The organism is Sphingomonas sp. DBB INV C78, assembly GCF_042693015.1.
GTDB lineage: Bacteria > Pseudomonadota > Alphaproteobacteria > Sphingomonadales > Sphingomonadaceae > Sphingomonas_E.
The window spans coordinates 2,032,133-2,056,034 of record NZ_CP170544.1 but is presented as its reverse complement, the minus strand read 5'-3'; the positions used below and the strand labels follow the sequence as shown (position 1 = coordinate 2,056,034).

At 63.4% G+C, this 23,902-nt stretch carries 24 protein-coding genes, 1 tRNA gene and 1 pseudogene; 18 read left to right on the top strand and 8 right to left on the bottom strand.

The genetic code is table 11. The features are described from left to right. Positions 1-2 precede the first annotated feature (2 nt). Entirely contained in the window at positions 3-2,162 is a 2,160-nt protein-coding gene (locus ACFB49_RS09850) for a molybdopterin cofactor-binding domain-containing protein (RefSeq protein ID WP_380878956.1), read from the top strand. Beyond that, positions 2,159-2,782 (top strand): Isoquinoline 1-oxidoreductase subunit, encoded by a 624-nt coding sequence (locus tag ACFB49_RS09845; protein WP_380878954.1) that lies wholly within the window; start codon positions 2,159-2,161, stop codon positions 2,780-2,782. The genes ACFB49_RS09850 and ACFB49_RS09845 overlap by 4 nt, the downstream gene beginning before the upstream one ends. A 109-nt stretch (positions 2,783-2,891) precedes the next feature. Here ACFB49_RS09845 and folK read toward each other — a convergent pair whose 3' ends face one another. After that, positions 2,892-3,398 carry a 2-amino-4-hydroxy-6-hydroxymethyldihydropteridine diphosphokinase gene (gene folK / locus ACFB49_RS09840; protein WP_380878952.1) on the bottom strand — a complete coding sequence of 169 codons (507 nt, stop codon included), beginning with the start codon at positions 3,396-3,398 and terminating at the stop codon, positions 2,892-2,894. Between the two features lie 23 nt (positions 3,399-3,421). Between folK and ACFB49_RS09835 the strand changes: the two genes are divergently transcribed. Next, positions 3,422-4,066, top strand: coding sequence for a uracil-DNA glycosylase (locus tag ACFB49_RS09835; protein ID WP_380878951.1), 645 nt, complete (start codon positions 3,422-3,424; stop codon positions 4,064-4,066). Positions 4,067-4,183: 117 nt separating this feature from the next. On the opposite strand, the gene ACFB49_RS09830 is transcribed toward ACFB49_RS09835, so the two are convergent. After that, positions 4,184-5,362, bottom strand: a complete 1,179-nt coding sequence (locus tag ACFB49_RS09830) for a glycosyltransferase family 4 protein (protein WP_380878949.1) — start codon at positions 5,360-5,362, stop codon at positions 4,184-4,186. Between the two features lie 122 nt (positions 5,363-5,484). Between ACFB49_RS09830 and ACFB49_RS09825 the strand changes: the two genes are divergently transcribed. From ACFB49_RS09825 to ACFB49_RS09795, 7 genes and pseudogenes are all read left to right on the top strand, one after another. Further along, positions 5,485-5,922 (top strand): acyl-CoA thioesterase, encoded by a 438-nt coding sequence (locus ACFB49_RS09825; protein ID WP_380878947.1) that lies wholly within the window; start codon positions 5,485-5,487, stop codon positions 5,920-5,922. Beyond that, positions 5,919-7,469 (top strand): apolipoprotein N-acyltransferase, encoded by a 1,551-nt coding sequence (gene lnt, locus ACFB49_RS09820; RefSeq protein ID WP_380878945.1) that lies wholly within the window; start codon positions 5,919-5,921, stop codon positions 7,467-7,469. Before ACFB49_RS09825 ends, lnt begins: the two co-directional genes overlap by 4 nt. Positions 7,470-7,540: 71 nt before the next feature. Continuing rightward, a complete protein-coding gene (gene metK / locus ACFB49_RS09815) occupies positions 7,541-8,722 on the top strand; it encodes a methionine adenosyltransferase (RefSeq protein WP_380878943.1) in 1,182 nt (393 codons plus the stop codon). A gap of 152 nt (positions 8,723-8,874) precedes the next feature. Further along, positions 8,875-9,276: a hypothetical protein gene (locus ACFB49_RS09810; protein ID WP_380878941.1), complete on the top strand. Its 402-nt coding sequence runs from the start codon at positions 8,875-8,877 to the stop codon at positions 9,274-9,276. A gap of 46 nt (positions 9,277-9,322) precedes the next feature. Continuing rightward, positions 9,323-10,003, top strand: a complete 681-nt coding sequence (locus ACFB49_RS09805; protein WP_380878939.1) for a tRNA (guanine(46)-N(7))-methyltransferase TrmB — start codon at positions 9,323-9,325, stop codon at positions 10,001-10,003. 116 nt (positions 10,004-10,119) lie between these two features. Further along, a pseudogene (locus ACFB49_RS09800) lies at positions 10,120-11,205 on the top strand (tyrosine-type recombinase/integrase); the annotation flags it as partial. Positions 11,206-11,235: 30 nt separating this feature from the next. Further along, positions 11,236-11,353: transfer RNA gene (locus ACFB49_RS09795), tRNA-Gly, on the top strand. Positions 11,354-11,466: 113 nt separating this feature from the next. Here the strand turns inward: ACFB49_RS09795 and ACFB49_RS09790 are convergent. Further along, entirely contained in the window at positions 11,467-12,045 is a 579-nt protein-coding gene (locus tag ACFB49_RS09790; RefSeq protein ID WP_380878937.1) for an FMN-dependent NADH-azoreductase, read from the bottom strand. 89 nt (positions 12,046-12,134) lie between these two features. Here ACFB49_RS09790 and ACFB49_RS09785 point away from each other — a divergent pair, with 89 nt between their 5' ends. The 3 genes from ACFB49_RS09785 to ACFB49_RS09775 all read left to right on the top strand — a co-directional run bounded on the left by ACFB49_RS09785 (position 12,135) and on the right by ACFB49_RS09775 (position 14,437). Then, positions 12,135-12,512 (top strand): winged helix-turn-helix transcriptional regulator, encoded by a 378-nt coding sequence (locus ACFB49_RS09785; RefSeq protein ID WP_380878935.1) that lies wholly within the window; start codon positions 12,135-12,137, stop codon positions 12,510-12,512. A gap of 116 nt (positions 12,513-12,628) precedes the next feature. Beyond that, the gene (locus ACFB49_RS09780; protein WP_380878933.1) at positions 12,629-13,783 is read left to right on the top strand and encodes a hypothetical protein; all 1,155 of its coding nucleotides are present in this window, start codon (positions 12,629-12,631) and stop codon (positions 13,781-13,783) included. A gap of 138 nt (positions 13,784-13,921) precedes the next feature. Further along, complete coding sequence (locus ACFB49_RS09775) at positions 13,922-14,437, top strand: nuclear transport factor 2 family protein (RefSeq protein WP_380878931.1); 516 nt, start codon at positions 13,922-13,924, stop codon at positions 14,435-14,437. A 15-nt stretch (positions 14,438-14,452) separates the two neighbouring features. On the opposite strand, the gene ACFB49_RS09770 is transcribed toward ACFB49_RS09775, so the two are convergent. After that, on the bottom strand, positions 14,453-17,221 hold the full coding sequence (locus ACFB49_RS09770) for an ATP-binding protein (protein WP_380879911.1): 2,769 nt from the start codon (positions 17,219-17,221) through the stop codon (positions 14,453-14,455). A 281-nt stretch (positions 17,222-17,502) separates the two neighbouring features. Here ACFB49_RS09770 and ACFB49_RS09765 point away from each other — a divergent pair, with 281 nt between their 5' ends. From ACFB49_RS09765 to ACFB49_RS09745, 5 genes are all read left to right on the top strand, one after another. Next, positions 17,503-17,916 carry a heme-binding protein gene (locus tag ACFB49_RS09765; protein WP_380878929.1) on the top strand — a complete coding sequence of 138 codons (414 nt, stop codon included), beginning with the start codon at positions 17,503-17,505 and terminating at the stop codon, positions 17,914-17,916. A gap of 36 nt (positions 17,917-17,952) precedes the next feature. Beyond that, the gene (locus ACFB49_RS09760) at positions 17,953-18,765 is read left to right on the top strand and encodes an SDR family oxidoreductase (protein WP_380878927.1); all 813 of its coding nucleotides are present in this window, start codon (positions 17,953-17,955) and stop codon (positions 18,763-18,765) included. A gap of 120 nt (positions 18,766-18,885) precedes the next feature. Beyond that, the gene (locus ACFB49_RS09755; protein ID WP_380878925.1) at positions 18,886-19,365 is read left to right on the top strand and encodes a DUF2721 domain-containing protein; all 480 of its coding nucleotides are present in this window, start codon (positions 18,886-18,888) and stop codon (positions 19,363-19,365) included. A gap of 119 nt (positions 19,366-19,484) precedes the next feature. Continuing rightward, positions 19,485-20,411 carry a LysR substrate-binding domain-containing protein gene (locus tag ACFB49_RS09750; protein ID WP_380878923.1) on the top strand — a complete coding sequence of 309 codons (927 nt, stop codon included), beginning with the start codon at positions 19,485-19,487 and terminating at the stop codon, positions 20,409-20,411. Between the two features lie 32 nt (positions 20,412-20,443). Beyond that, positions 20,444-20,752 carry a hypothetical protein gene (locus ACFB49_RS09745; protein ID WP_380878921.1) on the top strand — a complete coding sequence of 103 codons (309 nt, stop codon included), beginning with the start codon at positions 20,444-20,446 and terminating at the stop codon, positions 20,750-20,752. A 15-nt stretch (positions 20,753-20,767) separates the two neighbouring features. Here the strand turns inward: ACFB49_RS09745 and ACFB49_RS09740 are convergent, their stop codons facing one another. From ACFB49_RS09740 to trbF, 4 genes are read right to left on the bottom strand one after another with little or no spacing between them, the layout of a single operon-like run. Then, on the bottom strand, positions 20,768-20,992 hold the full coding sequence (locus tag ACFB49_RS09740; protein ID WP_380878919.1) for a DUF2274 domain-containing protein: 225 nt from the start codon (positions 20,990-20,992) through the stop codon (positions 20,768-20,770). After that, positions 20,989-22,206 carry a TrbI/VirB10 family protein gene (locus tag ACFB49_RS09735; RefSeq protein WP_380878917.1) on the bottom strand — a complete coding sequence of 406 codons (1,218 nt, stop codon included), beginning with the start codon at positions 22,204-22,206 and terminating at the stop codon, positions 20,989-20,991. Before ACFB49_RS09735 ends, ACFB49_RS09740 begins: the two co-directional genes overlap by 4 nt. After that, entirely contained in the window at positions 22,203-23,219 is a 1,017-nt protein-coding gene (trbG, locus tag ACFB49_RS09730) for a P-type conjugative transfer protein TrbG (protein ID WP_380878915.1), read from the bottom strand. Before trbG ends, ACFB49_RS09735 begins: the two co-directional genes overlap by 4 nt. Then, positions 23,216-23,899, bottom strand: a complete 684-nt coding sequence (gene trbF / locus ACFB49_RS09725) for a conjugal transfer protein TrbF (protein ID WP_380878913.1) — start codon at positions 23,897-23,899, stop codon at positions 23,216-23,218. Before trbF ends, trbG begins: the two co-directional genes overlap by 4 nt. Positions 23,900-23,902: the final 3 nt, after the last annotated feature.

Below are 23,902 nucleotides of genomic sequence, written 5' to 3'. Positions count from 1 at the left end.
CCATGGGCATGGAAGATCTTCGGCTGTCCCGCCGCGCCGCCATCGGCAGTGCGGGCGCGCTCGTCATCAGCCTTACTCTGCCGGGTGCGGCCCGCGCACAGGGCGCCGCCAAGACGGCCGCGCCGATCGACCCCAACGCCTATGTGCGGATCGGCGCCGACGATGTGGTGACGGTGATCGTCAAGCATATCGAATTCGGCCAGGGCCCTTATACCGGCCTCGCCACTTTGGTCGCCGAGGAACTGGACGCCGACTGGAGCAAGGTGGTGGCCGAGTCCGCCCCGTCCAACGCCGCGCTCTATGGCAATGCCGCGCTGGGGGGCATCCAGGGCACCGGCGGATCGTCCGCCATCGCCGGCAGCTACCAGTTGATGCGCAAGGCCGGCGCGACGGCGCGGGCGATGCTGGTGTCGGCCGCCGCGGCCGAATGGAATGTGCCGCCGACGCAGATCACGGTGGAAAAGGGCGTGATCCGCCACGCCGCCTCCGGCCGTTCGGGCGGCTTCGGCAAGTTCGCTGGCGCAGCCGCCAAGCTGCCGGTGCCCCAGGATGTGCCGCTGAAAGACCCCAAGGATTTCAAGTTGATCGGCAAGACCGGGGTTCGCAAGGTCGATAGCGCCGCCAAGACCAACGGCACCGCGAAGTTCGCGATCGACATCAAGACGCCCAACATGCTGACGGTCGTGGTCGCCCGGCCGCCGCGCTTCGGCGCGAAGGTCGGCAGCTTCGACGCCGCGGAGGCGCTCAAGGTGAAGGGCGTCAAGGCGGTCAAGCAGATTCCGAGCGGCGTCGCCGTCTATGCCACCGGCATGTGGCCGGCGCTGAAGGGCCGCAAGGCGCTGAAACTGCAATGGGACGACAGCAAGGCCGAGACGCGCGGATCGGAGGAGATGATCGCGCAGTTCCGCGGCATGGCGCAGAAGCCCGGCCCGATCGCGGCCAAGGCGGGTGACGTCGATGCGGCGCTGGCGGCGGGCGGCGAACTGGTCGAGGCGGAATATATCTTCCCGCTCCTCGCCCATGCGCCGATGGAACCGCTCGACGGCTATCTCGAATGGGATGGCAAGACCGCGCTCGCCCGCTTCGGCAGCCAGATCCAGACGCTCGATCATCCGGCGCTCGCCAAGACGCTGGGCCTGCCGATGGAACAGGTGAAGATCGAAACCATGCTCGCCGGCGGCAGCTTCGGCCGGCGCGCGACCCCGACCGCGCAGTTCCCGACCGAACTGGCCGAGGTCGCCAAGGCGATCGGGCCGGGCACGCCGGTCAAGCTGGTCTGGACGCGCGAGGATGACATTCATGGCGGCTATTACCGGCCGCTCTTCGTCCACCGCCTGCGCGGCGCGGTGAAGGACGGCAAGGTCACTGCCTGGGCCAATGACATCGTCGGCCAGTCCTTCGCCAAGGGCACGCCCTTCGAAGGCATGATGGTGAAGAACGGCATCGACTTCGGCATGGTCGAGGGGGCGCACAAGATCCCTTACGACATCGCCGATTTCCGCTGCACCGTGCAGGACGATCCGACGCCGGTGACAACGCTCTGGTGGCGATCGGTGGGCCACACCCACACCGGCTATGCGGTCGAATGCTTCATCGATCAGTTGCTGGAGAAAGCCGGCAAGGACCCCGTCGCCGGGCGGCTGGCGATGATGGGCAAGGAGCCGCGCGCCGCCGGCGTGCTGAAAGCGGTGGCGGAACTGGCGAAGTGGAACGGCCCCGCCGTCCGCAACGGCCGCGCGCGGGGCGTCGCGGTGGTCGAAAGCTTCAACTCCTATGTGGCCCAGATCGCCGAGGTTTCGTTGGATGAGAATGGCGAGCCCAAGGTCCACAAGATCTGGTGCGCGGTCGATGTCGGCGTCGCGGTCAACCCCGATGTCGTGAAGGCGCAGGCGGAAGGCGGGATCGGCTATGGTTTGGGTCACGCGCTCTATGCCGAAGTGCCTCTGGTCAACGGTGCCGCAGCGGTGTCCAACTTCACCGATTATCGATCGCTGAGGATCATGGAGATGCCCGAGATCGAAGTGGTGATCGTGCCGTCTGCCGAGCCACCGACCGGCATAGGCGAGCCCGGCGTCCCGCCGGTGGCGCCCGCCGTTGCCAATGCGCTCGCCCGGCTGGGCAAGGCGCGCCCGGCGCGCCTGCCGATGGTGAAGCCGGCATGATCCGCGCAATCATCATGAGCGCCGTGGCCGTGACGGCGGTAGCGGCAGTGGGCGGGGCGATGGCGACGGCCGCGCCCGAACCGAAACCGGCGGCGGCGACCAGCCTCCAGCCGCTTTCCGCCTTCACCGGCATCGCCGACAAGCGGGCGCGGTCGCTCGCCTTGTTCGCCGAGGTCGGCAAGGTGATCCAGCACCCGCGCTGCCTCAACTGCCACCCGGCGACCGACCGGCCGACCCAGCGCGAGAAGATGACGCCGCACATGCCGATGGTCGTGCGCGGCGACGGCGGCATCGGCGCAACCGGCCTGCGCTGCACCACCTGCCATGGCCCGGCCAATTACGACGTGTCGGGCGTGCCCGGCCATCCCCAATGGCACTTGGCGCCGATCGAGATGGCATGGCAGGGCAAGACGCTCGGCCAGATCTGCCAGCAGCTCAAGGACCCCAAGCGCAACGGCAACAAGACCATGCCCGAGATGATCGAGCATATGACCAGCGACAGCCTGGTCGGCTGGGGCTGGAACCCCGGCGGCAAACGCCAGCCAGCACCGGGCACCCAGGCGGAATTCGGCGCGCTGTTCAAGGCGTGGGCGGATAGTGGGGCGGTCTGCCCGGCTTGACCTGGCATCGAGCCGCCCGCCCATTTTCGTCGTCATGCTGAACTTTTTCAGCATCCATCTCGCCGCGGGCAATGACAGCGCGGGCTGATAGGTGGACCCTGAAACAAGTTCAGGGTGACGGATGTGTTTCAGGGAGAGGTTGGCGCCTAAGCCGCGCCCGCATCTGCCGCACCGTCCGTCCGCTGACCGGGTGGCGCCAGTCGGGCGCGATGCGCACGAGGGGATCGAGCACGAAGCTGCGGCGATGAAATTCGCGGTGCGGCACGGCGAGCGCGCGGTCGTACCACACACCGCCGGACCACAGAATGATGTCGAGATCGAGCACGCGCGACCCCCAGCGCCGGCCGCGGCGGCGGCCGAAGGCGCGCTCGGTGCGCTTGAGCAGGGCGAGCAGGTGAGGGGGATCGAGATCGCATTCGACGATCGCAGCGGCATTGGCAAAACCGCGGCCGGCCGGCCCGAGCGCCGCGGTGCGGATCAATGGCGACGCGCGGATGACCCGCACGCCCTCGGCCTCCAGCGCAGCCAGGGCTGCGGCGATCACGCGCTCGGGCGGACCGTGGCGGCCGTGGCGGCGATTGGAGCCCAAAGCGATGGCATAGCTTGTGCGCGGCATGGCCCTGCGCCTATCGCAGCGCGATGACCAATCCCAGCCTTATCGAGCCGCCGCACGACTGCCCGCGCTGCCCCCGCCTCGTCGCCTTTCGCGAAGCACAGCGAACCGAGCATCCCGACTGGTTCAACGCGCCGGTGCCGAGCTTCGGCGATCCGCAAGCGCAGATCGCGATCATCGGCCTTGCGCCGGGCCTGTGGGGCGCCAATCGCACGGGGCGGCCCTTCACCGGCGATTTCGCCGGCACACTGCTTTACGAGACGCTGGGCAAGTTCGGGCTTGCAGAAGGCGAGTTTCTGGGCCGACCGGACGACGGCCTGACGCTCAAGAATGCGATCATCGTCAACGCGGTGCGCTGCGTGCCGCCGGAGAACAAGCCGACGCCCGAGGAGATCAAGACCTGTCGCGATTTCCTGGAACCGGACCTTGAGGCGTTGCCCAACCTGAAGCTGGTGGTGGCGCTCGGCCAGATCGCGCATCAGTCGGCGATCAAGGCGATCGGCGGCAAGCTGCCCAAATATCGCTTCGCCCATGGCGCGGAGCATCGGCTGCCGAGCGGGATGCTGGTGATCGATAGCTATCATTGCTCGCGCTACAACCAGAATACCGGCCGGCTGACGGCGGAGATGTTCGAGGCGGTGTTCGCGCGGGCGGTGGAACTGGTGGGGTAGGCGCCACCGCCAGTTCCGTTTGTCCCGAGCGTAGCCGAGGGCTTCTCGACTTCGCTCGAAGAGTGTCTCGACTTCGCTCGACACAAAAGGAGAGGGGGCGAGCCTCCTAGTCCACTCCTAGCGCGGCCGCTGGGTCGGTGGTTCGCGATGGTCGTGGCGCTGGCGGATGACGCGGATATAGGCTTCGACCAGTTCCTGGTTCACCGCATCCCAGCCATAGCGCTCGCTGGCCGCGCGGCCGGCGGCGCCGGCGGCAGCGCGGGCGTCCTTATCCTCGCAATAATGCTGGAGCGCGTCGGCGAAGGCGGAAATCGCGCCGGGGCGGACGAGCCGGCCGGTGACGCCGTCATTGACCAGGCTCTGGCTGCCGGTGGCGATCGCGGCGACGACGGGCAGGCCCGCGGCCATCGCCTCCAAGGTCACATTGCCGAAGGTTTCGGTGACCGACGGGTTGAACAGCATGTCGCAGGATGCGACCGCGCGGCCCAGATCGGCGCCCTTCTGGAAGCCGACGAACACTGCGTTCGGCAGGCGCGCCTTGAACCATTCGTCCGCGGGGCCTTCGCCGACAATCAGCACGCGATGCCTGACGCCGCGATGTTCGAGCTTGTCGATCGCATCGGAAAAGACGTCGAGACCCTTTTCCATGACGAGGCGGCCGACGAAGCCGATTACGGGCTCGTCATCGGCGATGCCGAGTTCACGGCGCCACGCGAGATCGCGCACCTCGGGCGAGAAGATGTCGCGCTCCACGCCGCGCGACCAGATGCCGACGTCATAGTTCATGCGCTGGTCGCGCAGTAGCTGCGCCATGGATTCGGACGGCGCGAAGATCGCGTCGCAACGGCGGTAGAAGCGGCGCAACACGGCTGCGACCACCGGCTCCAGGAAGGTTAGGCCGTAATAACGCGGATAGGTTTCGAACCGCGTGTGGACGGAAGCGACCACCGGCCGCCCCTGCTTGCGGGCGAGCGTGATTGCGCGATGGCCGAGAATCTCGGGGCTGGCGACATGGAACACGTTGGGCGCGAAATCGCGGATATCCCGCTTCACCGAAGGCGGTATGAACAAGGGCATATGATATTCGGACCGTCCCGGTAGCGGGACGGACGGCACGCCGATGACCTTGCCGACCGATGGGAAGGCAGGTGTTTCGGTGCGCGGCGAATAGATGCGCACGGCCGCGCCCTGGGCGAGCAGATAGCCGACGAGGCGGTTCAGCGCCTGGTTCGCGCCATCGCGGACATAGTTATAGTTGCCCGTGAACAGGGCGACGCGAAGTTCGCTGGTTTGCATCGTGGGGCGCCTTTAATCATTCGACACGGAAAAGGCCAATGCCGTTGATCGAGCCGTGTCGACCGCTTGCCTACGGCCGTTCGCTCATTTAGCGCCGCTGCATCCGCACCGGAGTGACCTGAATGGCCCGCGCCGATTTTCGATTCTCCTACCCCAAGCGCGTCCGCTATTCGGAAATCGACGCGCAGGCGGTGGTCTTCAACGCACGTTTCCTCGATTATCTCGATATCGCGATGACCGAATATTATCGCGCCGTCGGCATTTCCGATCCGGCAGGGGTGGAGGGGTTGGCCCAGTTCCACGTCGCGCGCACGGCACTTGATTACAAGGCGTCGATCCGGCTGGAGGAGGAAGTGGATCTGTGCGTGCGTCTCGTGCGCGTCGGCACAAGTTCACTCACCTTCGCCTTCGAATTCCACGGCAAGGGTGCGGAGGATCTGCGCGCGGCGGGGGAAACCGTGCAGGTGCATGTCGGCGTGCTGCGCGGGCGGCCGTGCCCGGTGCCGGCGGATTTCGTCGCCCGCTTCGAAGCCTATGAAGGGCGGTCGCTCAGGGCATGACGATCACACCACGCTTCCGCTGGCTGATCGCGCTTGCGCTCGGCAGCCTCTCCGCCGCGGGCTTCGCGCCGCTCGACCTGTGGCCGGTGACGCTGCTGGCGGTGGCGGGCTGGCTGTGGCTGGTGCGGGACGCGCCGGGCCTGCGTGGCGCGCTCGCCTCCGGCTGGTGGTTCGGGCTCGGCCATTTCGTCTTCGGGCTCAACTGGATCGCCACCGCTTTCCACTATCAGGATGCGATGCCGGCCTGGCTCGGCTGGGTCGCGGTGGTGCTGCTGTCGCTATACCTCGCTATCTATCCGGCGATGGCGGCGGGGCTGGCCTGGCGCTGGGGGCGGGGGGCGCTGATGCCCTTCGTGCTGATTTTCGCGGCGGCGTGGATCGTCACCGAATGGCTGCGCGCGACGATGTTCACAGGCTTTGCGTGGAATCCGCTGGGCGTGGTCTGGGTTCCGGTGCCGGGCGTGCCGATCTTGGCGACGGTGATCGGCACATATGGTCTGTCGGGCGTGGCGATCCTGGCCGCCGGCCTGCTGCTGGCGTTGCCGCGCCTGTGCGACCTGAAGTTCGGGCGACCGCGCGGAGGCACAATCGCCGCCTTGTTCGTCGCCATCCCCCTGCTGGCGCCACTGATCGGCCAGATGCTGATCCCGCGCGCGCCCGAGCCCGGCGCCGCCAAGCGGCCACCGATCCGCATCGTCCAGCCCAATATCGGCCAGCAGGACAAATGGCGCGACGGTTTCGAGGACCGGAACTTCGCCTTGCTCGCCAGCCTTTCGGGCAAGCCGGGCGCCGAGCCGCGGCTGCTGCTGTGGCCCGAAGCCGCGGTGCCCGAATATCTGGAGGAAGATCGCCGCCAGGACCGGCTGGCCCGGGCGCGGATCGCCCGACTGCTCGGCCCGCGCGACGTGGTGCTGACCGGCGGCACCGCGATCGAATGGGGCAAGGACGGCTATGCCGCAGGTGCCCGCAACAGCCTGTTCGCGATGGACGCCACCGGCCGCATCCTCGCCCGCTACGACAAGTCGCACCTCGTGCCCTATGGCGAATATCTGCCGATGCGGCCGATATTGTCGGCGATCGGCGTGTCGCGCCTCGTGCCAGGCGATCTGGATTTCTGGGCAGGGCCGGGGCCGAAAAGCTATGACCTGCCGGGCTTTGGCAGCGTCGGCGTGCAGATCTGCTACGAAATCATCTTTTCCGGCCACGTCGTCGATCCGGCGAAGCGACCGGACTTCATCTTCAACCCGTCCAACGACGCCTGGTTCGGCCCATCCGGCCCGCCCCAGCATCTAGCGCAGGCGCGGCTGCGAGCGATCGAGGAGGGGCTGCCGATCATCCGCGCCACGCCGACGGGCATTTCCGCGGTGATCGACGCGCATGGCCATGTGCTGAAAAGCCTGCCCTGGCGGACGGCCGGAGCGATCGACGCGCGGCTGCCGGTCGCCCGCGCGCCGACCTTGTTCGCGCGCTTCGGCAATATCCTGCCGATGCTTTTTGCATTGGCCCTGATCGCGGTCGCGATTGCGCGGCGCGGGATCGCACGCTAAGGGACATAAGGAATCCTTTATATCTGGCTCCAAGTGCGGGGCGGGTGAATATCCGAAAGGGCATGTGTTCGATGCGCAGCGACTATCTCTTCACGTCCGAATCGGTTTCGGAAGGGCACCCCGACAAGGTTGCCGACCAGATTTCGGACGCGGTGGTCGATCTGTTTCTGTCGCGCGATCCCGAAGCGCGCGTCGCCTGTGAGACCATGGTGACGACGCAGCGCATCGTGCTCGCCGGTGAAGTCCGCTGCCGTGAGGATGTGACGCCGAGCCAGGCAGAGATCGAGCAGGCCGTGCGCGAGACGGTGAAGCGCATCGGTTACGAGCAGCATGGCTTCCACTGGCAATATGCCGATTTCGCCTGCCACCTGCACGGCCAGTCCGCCCATATCGCGATGGGCGTCGACGAGAGCGGCAACAAGGACGAAGGCGCCGGCGACCAGGGCATCATGTTCGGCTACGCGACCGATGAGACGCCCGATTACATGCCGGCCACCCTCTATTATTCGCACCGCGTGCTCGAGCGGCTGGCGCATGACCGCCACAACAAGGTCGTCGATTTCCTTGAGCCGGACGCCAAGAGCCAGGTGACGTTGAAATATGAAGGCGGCAAGCCGGTGCGCGCCACCGCTCTGGTCGTCTCTACCCAGCACAGCGCGGCGCTCAGCAACGATGCCGGCCAGGCGAAGCTGCGCGACTATGTGAAGGGCGTGTTCAAGGATGTGCTGCCCGACGGCTGGATGCCCGAGGACGACGCGATCTACGTCAACCCGACCGGCCTGTTCGAAATCGGCGGCCCGGACGGCGATGCCGGCCTCACCGGCCGCAAGATCATCGTCGACACCTATGGCGGCGCTTCGCCGCACGGCGGCGGCGCCTTCTCGGGCAAGGATCCGACCAAGGTCGACCGTTCGGCGGCCTATGTGTCGCGCTACCTCGCCAAGAATGTCGTCGCGGCCGGCCTCGCCAAGCGCTGCACGATCCAGCTTTCCTACGCGATCGGCGTCGCCGAGCCGCTGTCGCTCTATGTCGACACGCACGGCACCGGCACGGTCGACGAGGCGCGGATCGAGGAAGTGCTGCCGACGCTCGTCCGGCTGACGCCGAAGGGCATCCGCACCCACCTGAAGCTCAACAAGCCGATCTACACCCCGACCGCGGCCTACGGCCATTTCGGTCGCAAGGCGGAAGGCGATCTGTTCACCTGGGAAAAGACCGATCTGGTCGACCAGCTCAAGGCGGCGCTGGCTTAACTTACTCGTCATACCGGCGCAGGCCGGTATCCAGCTCAACGGTTGATCTGGACCCCGGCCTTCGCCGGGGTGACGATTTTGGGTGAACGCACAGCGGGCTTCCGGCGCGGGCCGGAATAAGGCATGATGCATGGCGGCAAGGGGGCTCCGCCATGCTCAAGCTTTTCCTCGGTATTGCCGTCGGAATTGTCATCGCCTTCATGACCGTCGCGATCGCGGAATCGGTCGGCCATCAGCTTTATCCTCTGCCCGCCAGCATCGATCCCCGGGACGCCGCGCAACTTGCCGGCGTCATGGATGCCGTTCCGTTCGGGGCGAAGGCGGTGGTGCTGGCGGCCTGGTTTCTCGGCGCCTTGATCGGGGGCTATCTCGCCAATCGCATCGCCGATCGCGCGATTGCCGGCTGGGTGGTCGCCGCCGCGGTGATCCTCTCCGCCGTCGCGACGATGCTCGTTATCCCGCACCCCTTGTGGATGTGGGCCGGCGGAATGGTGCTGCCGGTGCTCGCCGCATGGCTGTCGCAACAGGGTGCGCGCGTCACGCTCTGGCGCTGATCGATCGGCTGGCGCGATCCGGTCAGGCCCGGTAGAGGGCCGTGCCATGAACGATCCCACTACCATTCGCCGACTCTATGGCCGCCGGCAGGGCCACAAGCTGCGCCAGGGACAGGCTGCGCTGGTCGAGGAGTTGTTGCCCGAAGTCGCCGTGCCGGAGACCGGGCCGGTCGACAGCCAGATCCTTTTCGGTGATGACCGCCCTATCGAACTGGAGATTGGCTTTGGCGCGGGCGAGCATCTGGCGGCGCAGGCGGCGATGCGGCCGGACCATGGCTTTATCGGCTGCGAGCCTTTCCTGAACGGCGTCGTCGCCGCGCTCGGCCATATCGAGCGCGAGGGGCTGGAGAATGTCCGCATCCATATGGGCGATGCGCTCGACGTGCTCGAACGCCTCCCCGATGCCTCGCTGACGCGCGCCTGGCTGCTCCACCCCGATCCCTGGCCCAAGGCGCGGCACGCCAAGCGGCGCTTCATGAATGCCGGGCCGATCGCCCTGATCGCGCGGAAGATGAAGCCGGGCGGCGAGTTCCGCTTCGGCACCGACCATCCCGTCTATTGCCGCTGGGGGATGATGGTGATGGGGCAGAGCCCGGATTTCACCTGGCAGGCCGAAACCCCCCGCGATTTCCTGGAACGTCCCGCCGACTGGCCCGAAACCCGCTACGAGGCCAAGGCCCGGCGGATCGGCCATGAGGTCTGGTACTTCCGTTTCAGGCGGATTTAGATCAATAGCTTGGCATCATGAATACATATTTTTCAGATAGTTAAACCGAAATGCGCCGCCGCCTGCCGCCGCCGATTTCCGTTCCGGTGATTGCTGGGTGATTACTTTTCTGGTACATGAGGTTCGTCATGGCCACGGGAAAAATCACCAAGCGAACCCTCGATGCGCTTCAGGCGGGGGCTGTTACCGGCTTCCTGTGGGATGACGAACTGAAGGGGTTTGGACTCAAGATCACCGCGGGTGGCTCTGCATCCTACGTCGTCCAGTATCGGATGGGTGGCCGCGAGTCGAAGACGCGTCGCTACACCATCGGCGGTCATGGCTCGCCGTGGACGCCCTTCACCGCTCGCGAAGAGGCGACGAGGCTCCTCCGCCTCGTTGCCCAAGGGATCGACCCGGTCGAATCGGACAAACGGCGACGGCGCGAGGCTGTCGACCTCGCCTTTTCCAGCTACGCCGACCGCTTTGCAGCGGACTGCAAAGGGAAAGGTTGGTCGACGCTCGTAACGCGTTCACTTCATCTACACGTCAAGCCCGTCTTGCGGGACAAGGCGCTTCCTACAATCACGCGCGTTGATGTGGTGGCCGTGTTCGATCGCATGCCGACGGACCAGGCCGCCAATCGTCGCAACGTGTTCGCGGTGCTGAGGCGCCTATTTCGATGGGCGGTGAGCCGTGGCGACATCGACAGAAGTCCGATGGAAGGCATGGAGACGCCGAAAGCCGTTAAACCTCGCGAGCGCTGGCTGAGTGACAGCGAGTTGGCGAGGGTCTGGATTCAGGCGGCCGAATGCCATCGGTGCTTCGGTCCCATCGTTCGGCTTCTTATTGCCACGGGCCAGCGTCGCGAAGAGATTGGTGGGCTTCACTGGCAGGAGTTGGATCGTGGGGAGCGTGAGATGCGGCTATCCGGCGATCGGACAAAGAACGGCGAGCCGACCACGATACCGCTCAATGATCTTGCGATTGCCGAACTCGACAAAGTCGCGGGGAGCGAAAAGTGGCCAGCTCGCGGCAGGGTGTTTCCTACGGCGACCGGCGCCGCATTCACAGCCTATCACAAGGGCAAGACTAAGCTCGATAAGCTGATTTCAAATGACCGCGGCGGTTCTATGCCCCCTTGGCGCCTCCATGATCTCAGGCGAACATTGGCGACGGGGTTTCAAAGGATGGGGGTTCGGTTCGAGGTGACTGAAGCGGTGCTCAACCACGTCGGTGGCTCGCGGTCGGGAGTGGCGGGCATCTACCAACGCCATGATTGGAAGCCGGAAAAGCGGGAAGCACTGACCGCTTGGAATAGCCACCTTTCCAAGGCTATCGACGAGAGTTCGAATCTCTCCCGCCCCGCCAGATAGTCAATCACGGCACTCATACCGCACATGTGTCCCCACATCGTCGCGGCACTTTGGCGAAAAATATTCGCGGTCAGCGGGCCAAGCGATCGGCCAATTTCATCGATAAGGTCAGGCAGCAAGCGGTAGCGGACGCAACTCACTGATCTGACCCATCGCCTTCGCCATGGCCGCTTCTCGCTCCTCCGGGCCGAAAGCCACGCCCTCCGCGATGACAAAAATCGGATCGGCAATGCCAATGAAGCCAAGCAGAGTTCGAATGTGGTGCTCAGCATGTTCACTGGCTGCTGCCGGGCTATCGCCGGAGTAGATATTGCCCCGCGAAAGCGCCACGATCACCTTCTTCTGCGATGCCAGACCTTCGGGGCCATTCTCGCCATAACGGAAGGTTTTGCCGGAAATGAGCACATGGTCGAACCAGGCCTTAAGCTGCGTGGGTATGCCGAAGTTGTACATCGGCGCACCGATCACGATTATATCGGCTGATAGAAACTGGTCCAGAACAACGCCGGCATCGCCCGTCGCGAGACGGGGCAGTGTCACATGAGGCAGAGGATCGCTGGCAAGGTCACGATATGTGATTTCAAGCGGACCAGAAGTTCGGCGCAACTGTTCGACGACAGCTTCTGACATGACACGGCTTACGGAGCTATCGCCCAAGATGGACGAGTCTAGGTGCAACAGTTTCATAGGGGCTATCCAAGGTTCGTTTCAGTTCCAAATTAGCTAAGATGCACTTCGCCGCGCGCCAAGAACGCATAATTTTAGGACCAAGGCAGATGGATGTGACCGTCAAAACGACCAATGTGCGCGAACACCAGCAGGACGCAGAATGTCGTTCGATCGCGCATCATCTCGCCTGGATCGGAGACCGTTGGACCCTCCCGGTTGTGGTCACGCTCATGGATGGTGCGCTGCGGTTCAATGAGCTGAAGCGCGCGGTGGCGGGAATATCCCAGCAAATGCTAACCCGGACGCTGCGTGGGCTCGAACGGGACGGGATGGTCAGTCGAACGGTTCACCCAACAGTACCTCCGCAAGTTGAGTATGCATTGACCGACATTGGCCACTCTCTCGCTGCACAAGGCGTGCAGTTAGGAAACTGGGTTTTGGAGAACCGTTCCTTTATAGAAGATAGACGCCGGAACGCCCTGTAAGTCTGCGATTGCAAAATCCGAACCGAAGCGACCCGCCATTGCCACAGTTAACTGCCATTATGTGAGAGCGTCTGGGGAGGTATAGATCAGGGCCTTCCAGGAAGGAGGATCGATCTATGAAGCCTGTCACGATCGTTGCGGCTTTGGTTCTCGGCTCCGCATCGCTCCTCTCATTGGGCGTGCATCCAATCCTACTTGGAGGGCTGGAGGAAGCGGGACGGCTGAGCAAGGCGGGAATTGGCCAAACAGCGACACTTGAGCTGTTTTGCCTCGCGCTGGGTGCTGCGATCGGTGGCTACCGGATGGGGCGTAGCGCGATGCGCGTAAAGACCGCAATCGTGACTCTGGGTTTGGTGGCGATAAATATCGCGACAGCGCAAGCGGAAACGATGGCGATGGTGTTGTTGAGCCGGGCCATCGCCGGTTTCCTTTCGGGTCTTCTATATGGCGCGGCAAACGCGATCATCGTCCGCTCGGATAATCCCGATCGCCTTACAGGCATACTGGTCGGTGGCTCGATGATACCTTCGGTCGTGCTAGCCTATGTGATCCCTGTCTTCTTGATCCCGGATTTTGGCATCGGAGCGGGGTTCTACGCGCTTGCCGCCTGCATGATCGTTGCTTCGGTCTTTGTCGTCGGCTTGGTGGACAAGGTCAGCGTGCTGGAGCGATCGGAACGGATACAGGGATGGTTCAACTTGCCATTGATCCTGTTTGCCGTCGCGATCGTCCTCCAGAGTGGGGGCCTCGGTGCCGCGTGGGCCTATATCGAGCGGCTCGCCGATCAGCACAGTTTTGGCCCGTCAGTGGTTGGGTTAGCTGTGGCTGGCAGCTTGGGCAGTCAGGTGGCTGCTGCCTGGTCTTCGGCATGGATCGTGCCGAAGGTGCCCAAGTCGCCCGCGCTTCTGCTGCTCGCCGTTACCCAGGCCGGCTTCATCGCGCTCTGCATCGTGACCGATTCCTCGGCGGCTTTTATCACGTCGGTCTGTATTTTCGGGGGCGCGGCGGCGGCGATGCAGGCTTTTCAGGTCGCCCAGATCATTGCGCTTGATCCAACGCGGCGAACCGCCGTTCTCGTCTCGCCATTGATTCTGTTTGGCAATGGTTCAGGCCCGTTGATCGCCTCGTTCGTGACCACCGAAGTTGATGTTCGTGGCGGTAGTTGGGCGGCAGCGGTCATGACCGCTGCGTCCGCCCTTTTCTTCCTTGCCTCGCTATTCCGGTTCTCTCGAACAAACACCAGAAGCCCGCTGCCGTCAGCCTATTCGTAAAGTCGGTGCCGACCGCACCCCGGACGCCCCATCTCAATTAGCTTGGTCCAGCGGCCAGCGATGCACGATTAACAACTCTGAACACGACGATGAACGGCGGCTGTGCTCAATTATGCACGACCAATGCCGGAGCATCATATGCGTCACCTGCTAAGCCGTCGCGATCTTGTCGCCACGCTCACCATCGCCGCTCTGGCTGGATCGACTTCCATAGCCAATGCCAAAGCGAGAGGAACCGTGCCGATGACCGCCTCCGAACAAGCCAATCTCACGCTCGTTGAGAATGCCTTCGCCAAATGGGCCGACGGGACTGGCGGCCCGTATGATCTGCTTGCTCCCAACGCCGTCTGGACGATCGTGGGTCATTCCGATGCCTCGCGGACGTATTCGAGCCGTGATGCATTCATGTCCGAGGTGATTCATCCCTTTAACGCTCGCATGAGCGAAGGCTTGAAGCCCTCGATCCGACAAATCACCGCTGATGGCGACAAAGTTATCATCTTCTTCGACGCCGCAGGCGTGGCGAAGGATGGCCAGCCCTACAAGAACACCTATGCCTGGTTCTGGGAAATGCGCGACGGCCATGTGACCCGTGCCCACGCCTTTTTTGACAGCATAACCTTCAATGACCTCTGGCGACGGGTGCAGCCTTGAGTGCCGAAAGGCGCTTCAATGGGCATCCAGCAATTCGCGAGCGTGAACCAGGTCTGCGTTCACAGACCAGTCCGCAAATCGGTCGGAGATTGGTTCCAGCAGTTCCCGGACAGCGACTCTCTGATCCTGCTGGATTCTCAGGCGGGCCAAGCTCAGCGTTGCTCTGATTTCCCAAGCCACGGCACCCTGCGCCGTTGAGGTCGCGAGAGCGCGCAAAAAATACCTTTCGGCTTCGGCCATTTGCCCTGCCGCAAGGCGCTGTTCGCCGGCTGCGCGGAAATGTTCCGCTGCGCACCAATGATGGGGTGTGCCCTCCATGCGCTGCAAGTCAGCGGGCCGATGGAACGCACAGTGTATGCTGGTCATGATATCGACGTGAGATAGCGCGGTAGGCGTCCAACTGGTCGGCCCCGCATCGAACGATCTGCGTGGATGGCGAAGTCTATCGAATGCTTCATGAAGAGCGGGGATGTAAGCTGCCCAACCAGGGTTGCTATGTTCACGCGCAAGGTTTTCGAAGATCAGTGCACTTGCTGCTGCCTGTTCGATTGCGCCAGCCCATAGATAGACGCACACACCTCCACCCCACGCCACCCACGCAATCGTGGGAGCATAGCCGCCCTCGATTGCCGCTCGATGCGCCTCCGCCATTTCGTCCAGGCTCGACTGAAACTCTCCCCGCGTCCACAGGGCGCGCGATCGAATGGTCCGAACGCTCGGCGTGTAATCGACGGTAGCAGAAATGTTGGGCTTGGAAGTGGATGCGCCAACCAGGGCTTGATCCAAGTCGTACAGAGCAGCGCCGAGATCGGACGAATAATACTTCGCATAGCCGTTCAGATAGTGCGCTATGCGAAGAAAGTCTGGGTCTTGCGATCTTTGCGCGAGAGCATCGACCTGAGATGCGTAAGCGGTCAGTTTTGCCGCGTCCGCCAACGTCAGAGCAGTCAGCGTCAGAGTCACGAGCGAACTCATCTGATGCTCGGGCGCTTGCAATTTCCTCGATAAAGCTAGAGATCGCAATGCGACCATTTCCGCCCATTCCAACGAGCGGCTTGATTGCTCCAGATCGATCAGTATCTGCGCTGTCTGATTGCAGACAGCCATTTCCGACCGAAGGATTTCCTCATCCGAGAGATCGGATGGCACTGAACGAAGGGTGATCTTCGCGCGGTCAACATACTCCACTGTGATGTTGAGGCGCTGACAGAAGCCGGTTCCAGCTTCCATCAACCTCAGCGCTGTATGCCAGTCACCAGCCCTCGTTGCCCAATCGTGCGCCGCACGCCAGTCATCCAGTAAATCGTTGTGGCCTCGCTTGATGTCCTCGGCTGAACCGTCCCGTCCGTTCATTCCAAGCAATTCAACCAGCGTCCGCTCAACAAAACGGGCATAGAGCGTTGAAGCCTCGTCGCTTTCCAGTAGCTTCAATCTCGCATAGACGCGCATGGTTTCCAGGAAACGGAATGATGCGACCTCACCGCTGACATCGACAGTCAGAAGAGACTTTGCAACCAAGTCAGCCAATGCGTCTTGCACCATAAGACCCGATAATGCGCCATTCGCTGCGACTGCCTGTGCATCAGTGGTCGAGAATTGTCCGGGGAATACGCCCAACCGACGCATCACTGTGGCTTCTCCCTCGCTCAGCGCGTCGTAACTCCAGTCTAGTGCGGCCTGAAGAGTCCGGTGCCTTGGCAAAGCCGTGCGCGTGCCGCGTGTCAGAACAGCGAACCTGTCATCAAGCCGCTGGACCAACTCATTGACCGTCATGATGTCCGTCGTTGCAGCGGCAAGTTCTATGGCAAGTGGGATTCCGTCCAACCTGCGGCAGACTTCGCCCAAAAGGGACGCATTTTTGTTGTCTATGGCGAACGCTCTTGATCGCATGTTTGCCGCCTGCACAAACATCTCGATCGCTGTGTAGCGCATCGCCTCTTCCGAGGTCAGGCTGGCTCCCTCCGGCGGACAATTCAACGGTTCCAGTGGCAGGACACGTTCGCCAGGTATCCGCATTGGTTCGCGGCTCGTTGCGAGGATGGAAACGCCCTCTGTCCCGCTTGTGAGTGCCCCTGCAACACCGGCGACATGCCCGATGACATGTTCGCAGTTATCGAACACGAGCAGGACATTTCGAGATAGCAACGCACGCACGAGGTGCGCTGTGATATCCCTCGGGTTCCCTTCGAGACCGAGTTCCTCGAATATGCGTCCCTCGACATGAAGCAATGACACCGACGTTGAAAAATCGACGAAAACGCATTCGACGCCCGCATCGTTGGCGCTATCCGCGATGGCGGCGAGTGCGAGCGCTGTCTTGCCCATACCGCCTGCACCGACGATTGTGACGAGCCGGTGCATCGCGAGCGCATCGCGCAGATGCACAAGCATCTCGCTCCTGCCGATGAGCGGGCCGAGCCGCCGAGGTAGCCGCGGTGGAGACTTAGAGAACGCCTCGGTCATGGCTACCAAGGAGACTGGTCCCGCAAACACATAACCTTCGCGCGGAACGGTAGTGATATCGATGGCACCGTCCGGCCCATCCGAAAGCGCTTTCCGCAGGGCGACAATATGGACTCGTAAATTCACGTCCTCGACGTGCAATCCCGGCCAGGCGGCCGCCAATAGTTCCGTCTGGCTGACGACCTGACCAGCACGTTCCAGCAATGCCAAAAGAACCCGGCAGGCTCGTCCGCCGACTTGGAGTCGGACGCCATCCCGCCGCAACTCAAGCCGCAAAGGGTCGAGTTCGAAGGCCCCAAATACGTACCGCGATGCTGCCACGACCAATCTCGCCCCCGCATGTCGGATTGATACCTATGGACCATTTGGTCCGCCTTCGGCTCGGCGTGTGCGTATCGTGAGTGCCGAACCAAACCATTTACACTGTTCGTGATCGTAAGAGAAATTCCTTGCCTCTCGTCAGGCGTCGCTCGGTTTGATGCCATCACGGCGCATCAATGCTTGGACTTAACAATACTTAACATCACTCAACTTGAGAGACACGCGCTTACGCCTGACAATCCTCCCATCGAAGCCAGCCACATACGAACGGGAGATTGGTGATGCCGATTTTTTCGCACATCGCACAGGCAATCATCGAGCAAGCGGAGGCAAAAGCACGCGAGATGGGGCTTTCGGCGATCATCGCCATTCTGGATGACGGAGGACACTTGAAGGCCTTCCATCGCATGGATGGCGCAGTGCTCGGGTCCATCGACATCGCCATCCGCAAAGCGCGCACCGCAGTGCTCTTCCAGTGCAACAGCGAGGACGTCTGGGACTACCTCAAACCGGGTGCGCCGGCTCCGCATCTCGAACTGAGCAATGACGGCTTGGCTCCCTACGCCGGTGGAATGGCGCTCAAATGCCCCACCGGGGGGTTGGCCGGCGCACTCGGCGTTTCCGGCGGAACCATCGAACAGGACGCGCAGATAGCGAAGGCAGGCTTCGCCGCCTTCGAAGCAACCCTCAGATAGCCATCAATCCGTACACACGACAGCTAGGAGAATGACATGAGCAAGACGATTCTCATCACTGGTGCCGGCTCTGGCTTCGGCAAGGCGGCTGCCATCGGCATGGCCAAAAACGGTCATCACATCATCGCCACTTGCGAGGTGTCACCGATGGTGTTCGCACTGCGCGAAGAGGTCCAGGCGCTGGGCCTTTCCGATCGCATCCGCGTGGAGCGGCTCGATTTGCACGATCCCTACGATATCAAGCAAGCGATCGGCTGGGACTTCGACATTCTATGGAACAATGCCGGTCGTGGTGAGCCCGGCCCGGTTTGGGAAATTCCAGTCGATATTGTCCGTCGCCTTTACGAAAATAACGTCTTCCTGCCTCTTGAGCTGACGCAGGGCGTGGTTCAGCGCTGGATTCGCGAAGGCAAGAACCAGGGCAAGAAGGTCGTCATCACGTCGTCGATGGGCGGCCTGTTCACTCCAGCGAACTGGGGCACCTACGTTTCCACCAAGCACGCCCTCGAAGCGTTCGCTGAGGCGATGCAGCAGGAACTCGCCGCTTACGGGATCAAGGTCCAGACCATCAATCCGGGCGCTTATTACACCGGATACAACGAGACGATGGCCGATAACCCGTTCCGCTGGCTGGATGACAGCAAGAACTTCACCAAGCGCGCTGATCTTCGCAAGGGTTTCGACGACTTTTTCGCGACGCCCGAAGGCGCGATGGACCCGCAGGAGCAGATCGACGCTATGATCGAGATCGTTCCGGCGGACACGGGCAAGTTCCGCAATGTCTCCCCGAAGGCGATCGAGGACATGCTTAAAGCCCATCAGCTCCAGGCTTGGGAAAATCAGATTTAACACCGCTTGGGGGTAATTCCCCCAGCCGCGCCTGGACTGGACCGGCCCCCCGCACCAGTCCAGGCGCCCTCCTTTTCAATCCTTTCCCGCAGTCGTTGGAGACCATTTGAGAGCCCGCTGATGTACGAGATGATCGACAATCCGTTCGTGACACTCACGTTCATCGCTGGCCCGGCCATGCTCACCAACGCTTGCGCGATCCTCCAGAACAGCGCTTCAATGCGTTATAGCCTCGCGATCTCGCAGTGGCGCGAGTTTCGGGCCTCAATGATTGCCGGCGACAATCTGCTATCCCGACACTACGCAGACATGGACGCGGCTATCCACATTGCTCAGCGGCGCATCCGCCTGCTTCTTCGCGGTCTCGACTGCCTATATGCGGCAGTAGCATTTTTCGGCATCGGTGCCTTGCTCGGCCTGATCGGTGCCATTCTCGCATCGGAAGGCCGCCATGTGCTGCCGATCTGGCTTGTAGTCGGTGCGACCACAGTGGGTTTTGGGCTCCTGCTATGGGCTATGGCAATGTTCATATCCGAGAGCCGCTGCGCCACCGGGCTGTTGCGCCTTCAACTGAACAATACGGACGCGCCGTCGCCATAGTCGGGCCTGCCGCAGCGCACGACGCACGCGGGCTTGGTGAGCCGCCAGCAGCGGCCACCGAACAACATTCTACCCGAGCGGCCAATCACAAGGCGGTCGGCTAGTATGGGGAGTTTCATTTGCCTTTTGATCTCCGCCAGCTTCGCTACGCCATCGCGGCGGCAGATCGTGGCAGCTTCTATAGAGCTGCACGTTCGCTCGACATTGAACAATCGACGCTGAGCCGTGCGATTCTGAAACTGGAGCGCTCGATCGGTATGCCGATCTTCGAACGCTCGCGCGCAGGTGTCACAATGACGTCAGCGGGCAATGCATTTATCAGTGGTGCCAAGCCTATGGTAGCATCGGCAGACAAGCTCGTTGCGATGATGCGCGCGGCTGGCCAAGGCCGTGCCGGTCATTTGACGCTTGGACACCACGGTTCTGTTTCTGCCGGTAATCTCCGTGCGACGCTTATGACCTGGCACGAAGCGCACCCCGACGTCGAGGTAGAATGCGTCGAGGCTGATCGTAGCGTTTTACTTGCCGGGATCGACAGCGGTGAAATTGACATGGCAATTCTCATGGGCGCAGCGGCGCAACATGACGGATTTCGTTGTGAGACGCTGTGGAGTGAACGGATATTGGTCGCTCTGCCGTCATCGCATTCGCTGGCAAAACTCGATGTGGCTCATTGGACAGATCTTCGCGGCGAGCGCGTTCTTTTACCGACTGCCGATCCCGGCCCCGAGATACGGGATATGTTGATCGGCCGACTAGGCGCGTCTGGCGGCAAGCCAGAGATCAGAATGTCCCAAGCTAGCCGCGAAACCGTATTGAGTATCCTTGGCGGCAGCCCTGGCGTCAGCATCGTCTGTGAAGGGTCCACAGGGGCACTCTATCCTAATGTGGTGTATCGGCCAATTCACGGTGAGCAAGGACCGGCGCTAACTGGCTTTTCCGGGTATTGGCGCGAAGATAGCGGCAATCCGGCACTACGTCGCTTCCTGGAGTTCATCAAAATGCGCCATGCACTGGCTTTTGATTTTTCGCTTAAATTACAATAAAATAGTTGGCAATTATTGGGAGTTTTTTCGCAATGAAACCAGACAAGGCAGTTGTCATTGTGCTCGTCGCCCTATCTGTTGGTTTCGCGGGCGGTTTCTTGTCACGACCGATTATCTCGCCAGCCCCAACAGCGGATAGGATCACGGTCGCCGCACCTGCAAGATTGACATCGAACGAACCGCGCGGAACGCAGTATTTTGTCGCACACGTCGACGAGGCTCAGCGGGTTGTAGCCGGGTGTCGCGACGGCTCTGTTCGTGGCGGCGAATGTACAACTGCCGAAGAAGCTATCATCAAGATCGATGCCGAAGAGCGCCGCAGAAAATTTCTCGGGAACTGAGGCGAAGTCGCCACCTCAGTCCTTTGCGCCGGCCCGACGCCGCGAGAATCCTCGGTCACTCGCCATGAACTTCGCCAGCATCGGCGCGACGAGTTTCTCGGGAGCTATGGCGTCCCCGCCGGTCTCGGCCGCAAGGGCGGCGGCGTAGGCGACAAGATCGCGGTGGACAGCGGCAGGCACCTCCGCCGCCAGCTTCACCGGCCGGTCGTCGGCGAGCGGTCCCAGCTTCAACTTCGTCATCGCGTTCCTCCGATGGGTTCGAGCACCAGGTCGCGGGTAAGAACCACGCGCAGCGGATGGCCCGGCCGGATGGTGAGCGTCGGCTGCACGTTGAGCTGCCGTCGCACGATCTGCTGGCCGGTCTGATTGATGGTATCCTGCGAGCCTCGCCGGAGGGCACGGGTCAAGTCGTCTTCGCTGTCCGCCCCCAGCTCGGCGCCGACGCCGAGCAGCGTCGAGACGGCTGCGGCCTTGAGGAGATTGCCCCAATGCTGGTTTACGCGGTCCTGTAGGCCCGCGAACCCGGCTCCGTCCGCGCCGGGCTGGCGCTCGAGAATGATCGAGCGGCCGTCCGGCATGATGAGCCGATCCCAGGCGAGCAGCACGCGGGTCTGCCCGGCGGCGATCTCGCTGTCATACTCGCCGATCAGCCGCGCGCCCTGCGGAATGAGCAGGATGCGCCCTGTAGGGCTGTCATAGACGTTGGCGGTCACCTGAGCGGTAATCTGTCCGGGGAGGTCGGAACGGACGCCGGTGATGAGCGCAGCCGGGATGATGCTGCCGGCCTGCACGATGTTGGGTGAGGCCGGCGCTGTCAGCCGCTCGGCGCTGACCGTGCGCTGGTTGGCCGCCTGCGCCATGAAGGCACGCTTCGTGGCCTGGTCGCTTTGCGCCGCTGCATCGGCCGTCGCTGGAGGCACCGGGTTCGGGACCGCGAAGCCGGAGGAAGCCGGGGCCGCTGATGACGCCGCGCCGCCGCTGCTGCCAAGGAAGACCGAGCTGGTGCGGGCCGCGTCTCGTTCCTGTTGCGCGCGCTGGCGGGCGGCTTCGGCCGCCTGAACGCGGGGATCGGGTTGGCCTGGCTGCGCGCCGACCGGCGGCACGGGCACATTCTCGCCGCGCTGCTGCGCCGCCACGATCGGGCCGCCGAGGTCGCCAGGGAGCGGTGGGCCGAGCCGCGGCGCCTGCGCATAGTCGCGCGGCCCGGACATGATGGTCTCGGCCGTGGCCCTGCTGTCAGTGTTGTAGAGTTCCTGCGCGGCCTTATCGCCGGGCGGCCGCAGCGCATAGATCAACGAACCGCCGATGCCAAGGCAGGCGGCGACGCCGACGACGGCGAGCGCCTTGCGCGACAGCCGCATGACGCGCGGCGCGTCTCCGCGAAGCTGGAAGGCCTGGGGATCGGAACGCGGCGTGGCGGGCGCGGTGGCCGGAGTGTCGAACGTGTCGCTCACGACCGCCCCCTGCGCCCATCGCCGCGCACGATGCGGACGCGCTGTTCGCTGCGCCGGTCGCCCAGGCGCAGTTCAGCGGCGGCGAACAGGCGGTCGACCACCATGTAGCGGCCCTGCACGCGGTAATTGACCAGTTCTGCGTCGCCGGCAGTCCCGGTCACGAACAGCGGCGGCATCTCGCCCTGTGAGATCCCGGCCGGAAACTCGATGAACACCTGCCGCCCGTCGTCGAAAGCGCGGGCCGGACGCCACGGCGCCCGGTCGCCCTCGATCCGGTAGCGAAAGTTGAGCGCCGATACGTCAATGCCAGTCGCCACCGGCGCGACGGCTGCGGCGGCCGCATTGCGGCCCTGCAAGGCGATCAGTGCGTCGTGCGGATAGGTCCAGCTCACCGACGCCATGTAGGTCGCGGCCGTGGCGCGCAGCTCCAAATGATAGGTGCGTCGGTCGGTATTGATGACGAGATTGGTGACGAGGTCAGGCCGGGTTGGCTTCGCCAAGATATGCACGCGCGCGGTCGGGCCGCTGCCGCTGATAGTGTCGCCGATGATCCAGCGCACGGTATCGCCCGCCGCGACCGGCCCCGGTCCGACGAGCTGTTCGCCCTCCTGCAACGCGATGTCCGTCACCTGACCCGGCGCGGTGTAGACCTGATAGAGCGCCCCATCGGTCCAGGGATATTGCTGGATCGCGTTGAGGAAACCGTCGCGCACCGGCTGCACGCGGGCGGCGGCGTTCGCCGCGCCGACGCGCTGGCGAGGATCGGATGGCTCCGGCGCGCGGGGCGTGTCCGTCACCGGCTTCAACTGTCCCGGAAGCGGCAATGGCTCGGGGATCGTCACCACCTCGACCGCGCGCGGCGGTTCCGGCGCGGGGGTCGCGGCAATTTCGGCCGGCGGATCGTCATAGGCGATGGCTGGCGGTTTGGCCGATGTGGTGGCGCAGCCGGCGAGCGCGGAAGCGGAGACGAGCAGCGCCGCCGATGCGGCGCGGCGAAACGGACTGGCGGTCATTGTGACAGCTCCTTCGACCAGTTGAGGGCATTGACGAAGACGCCGAGCGGGTTCTTGCGCAGGGCGTCGGGCGTGCGCGGCGGCTGCACGACGACGGTGAGGATCGCCGACCAACGCTCGGTGGCGGCGAGGCTGCCATCCTGATAGCGGCGCTCGGTCCAGGCCACGCGGAAGCTGTTGGGCGAGGCCCGGATCACGCTCGACACGTCCACCGCGACCTGAACCCGGCCGACATTGGTGAAGGGGTCGTTGGCGCGCGCGTAGTCGTTGAGGAACAACGCGCCCTTGTCGGTCGTGAAGTCGTAGGCCCGGAGCCAGTTCTGCCGCACGATAACCGGATCGGCCGGGATGCTGCGCACCTGTTCGATGAAGCGGGCGAGATGGAATGCGACCTGCGGATCGGTCGGGCGGTAGCCTGCTTCGGCCGGCGCGACCGCCTGCGCCTCGCCGAGCCGATCGACCTGCACCACCCAGGGGACGATGTGCCCGCGCGCCGATTGCCAGACGAGGCCGCCAGCCAAGCCGCCCGAGAGAGCGAGGGCGCCGAAAAAGGCCAGCCGCCAGTTCTTCGCCTGGACGCGGGATGATCCGATCCGGTCATCCCATACCTGCGACGCGCGCTGGTATGGGGTCGTTGGCTCGGGCGTTTGTCCGTATCGGATGTTGGGGCGTCTAAACATGGA

Excerpts from the sequence above, each read along its gene's own strand:
- ACFB49_RS09760 (WP_380878927.1), top strand. The coding sequence starts at position 17,953 with ATGAGCAAGACGATTCTCATCACTGGTGCCGGCTCTGGCTTCGGCAAG.
- ACFB49_RS09845 (WP_380878954.1), top strand. The coding sequence starts at position 2,159 with ATGATCCGCGCAATCATCATGAGCGCCGTGGCCGTGACGGCGGTAGCG.
- lnt (WP_380878945.1), top strand. The coding sequence starts at position 5,919 with ATGACGATCACACCACGCTTCCGCTGGCTGATCGCGCTTGCGCTCGGC.
- ACFB49_RS09810 (WP_380878941.1), top strand. The coding sequence starts at position 8,875 with ATGCTCAAGCTTTTCCTCGGTATTGCCGTCGGAATTGTCATCGCCTTC.
- ACFB49_RS09790 (WP_380878937.1), bottom strand. The coding sequence starts at position 12,045 with ATGAAACTGTTGCACCTAGACTCGTCCATCTTGGGCGATAGCTCCGTA.
- trbG (WP_380878915.1), bottom strand. The coding sequence starts at position 23,219 with ATGACCGCCAGTCCGTTTCGCCGCGCCGCATCGGCGGCGCTGCTCGTC.
- ACFB49_RS09765 (WP_380878929.1), top strand. The coding sequence starts at position 17,503 with ATGCCGATTTTTTCGCACATCGCACAGGCAATCATCGAGCAAGCGGAG.
- trbF (WP_380878913.1), bottom strand. The coding sequence starts at position 23,899 with ATGTTTAGACGCCCCAACATCCGATACGGACAAACGCCCGAGCCAACG.
- ACFB49_RS09740 (WP_380878919.1), bottom strand. The coding sequence starts at position 20,992 with ATGACGAAGTTGAAGCTGGGACCGCTCGCCGACGACCGGCCGGTGAAG.
- folK (WP_380878952.1), bottom strand. The coding sequence starts at position 3,398 with ATGCCGCGCACAAGCTATGCCATCGCTTTGGGCTCCAATCGCCGCCAC.
- ACFB49_RS09775 (WP_380878931.1), top strand. The coding sequence starts at position 13,922 with ATGCGTCACCTGCTAAGCCGTCGCGATCTTGTCGCCACGCTCACCATC.
- ACFB49_RS09780 (WP_380878933.1), top strand. The coding sequence starts at position 12,629 with ATGAAGCCTGTCACGATCGTTGCGGCTTTGGTTCTCGGCTCCGCATCG.
- ACFB49_RS09850 (WP_380878956.1), top strand. The coding sequence starts at position 3 with ATGGGCATGGAAGATCTTCGGCTGTCCCGCCGCGCCGCCATCGGCAGT.
- ACFB49_RS09755 (WP_380878925.1), top strand. The coding sequence starts at position 18,886 with ATGTACGAGATGATCGACAATCCGTTCGTGACACTCACGTTCATCGCT.
- ACFB49_RS09825 (WP_380878947.1), top strand. The coding sequence starts at position 5,485 with ATGGCCCGCGCCGATTTTCGATTCTCCTACCCCAAGCGCGTCCGCTAT.
- metK (WP_380878943.1), top strand. The coding sequence starts at position 7,541 with ATGCGCAGCGACTATCTCTTCACGTCCGAATCGGTTTCGGAAGGGCAC.
- ACFB49_RS09785 (WP_380878935.1), top strand. The coding sequence starts at position 12,135 with ATGGATGTGACCGTCAAAACGACCAATGTGCGCGAACACCAGCAGGAC.
- ACFB49_RS09835 (WP_380878951.1), top strand. The coding sequence starts at position 3,422 with ATGACCAATCCCAGCCTTATCGAGCCGCCGCACGACTGCCCGCGCTGC.
- ACFB49_RS09745 (WP_380878921.1), top strand. The coding sequence starts at position 20,444 with ATGAAACCAGACAAGGCAGTTGTCATTGTGCTCGTCGCCCTATCTGTT.
- ACFB49_RS09805 (WP_380878939.1), top strand. The coding sequence starts at position 9,323 with ATGAACGATCCCACTACCATTCGCCGACTCTATGGCCGCCGGCAGGGC.
- ACFB49_RS09830 (WP_380878949.1), bottom strand. The coding sequence starts at position 5,362 with ATGCAAACCAGCGAACTTCGCGTCGCCCTGTTCACGGGCAACTATAAC.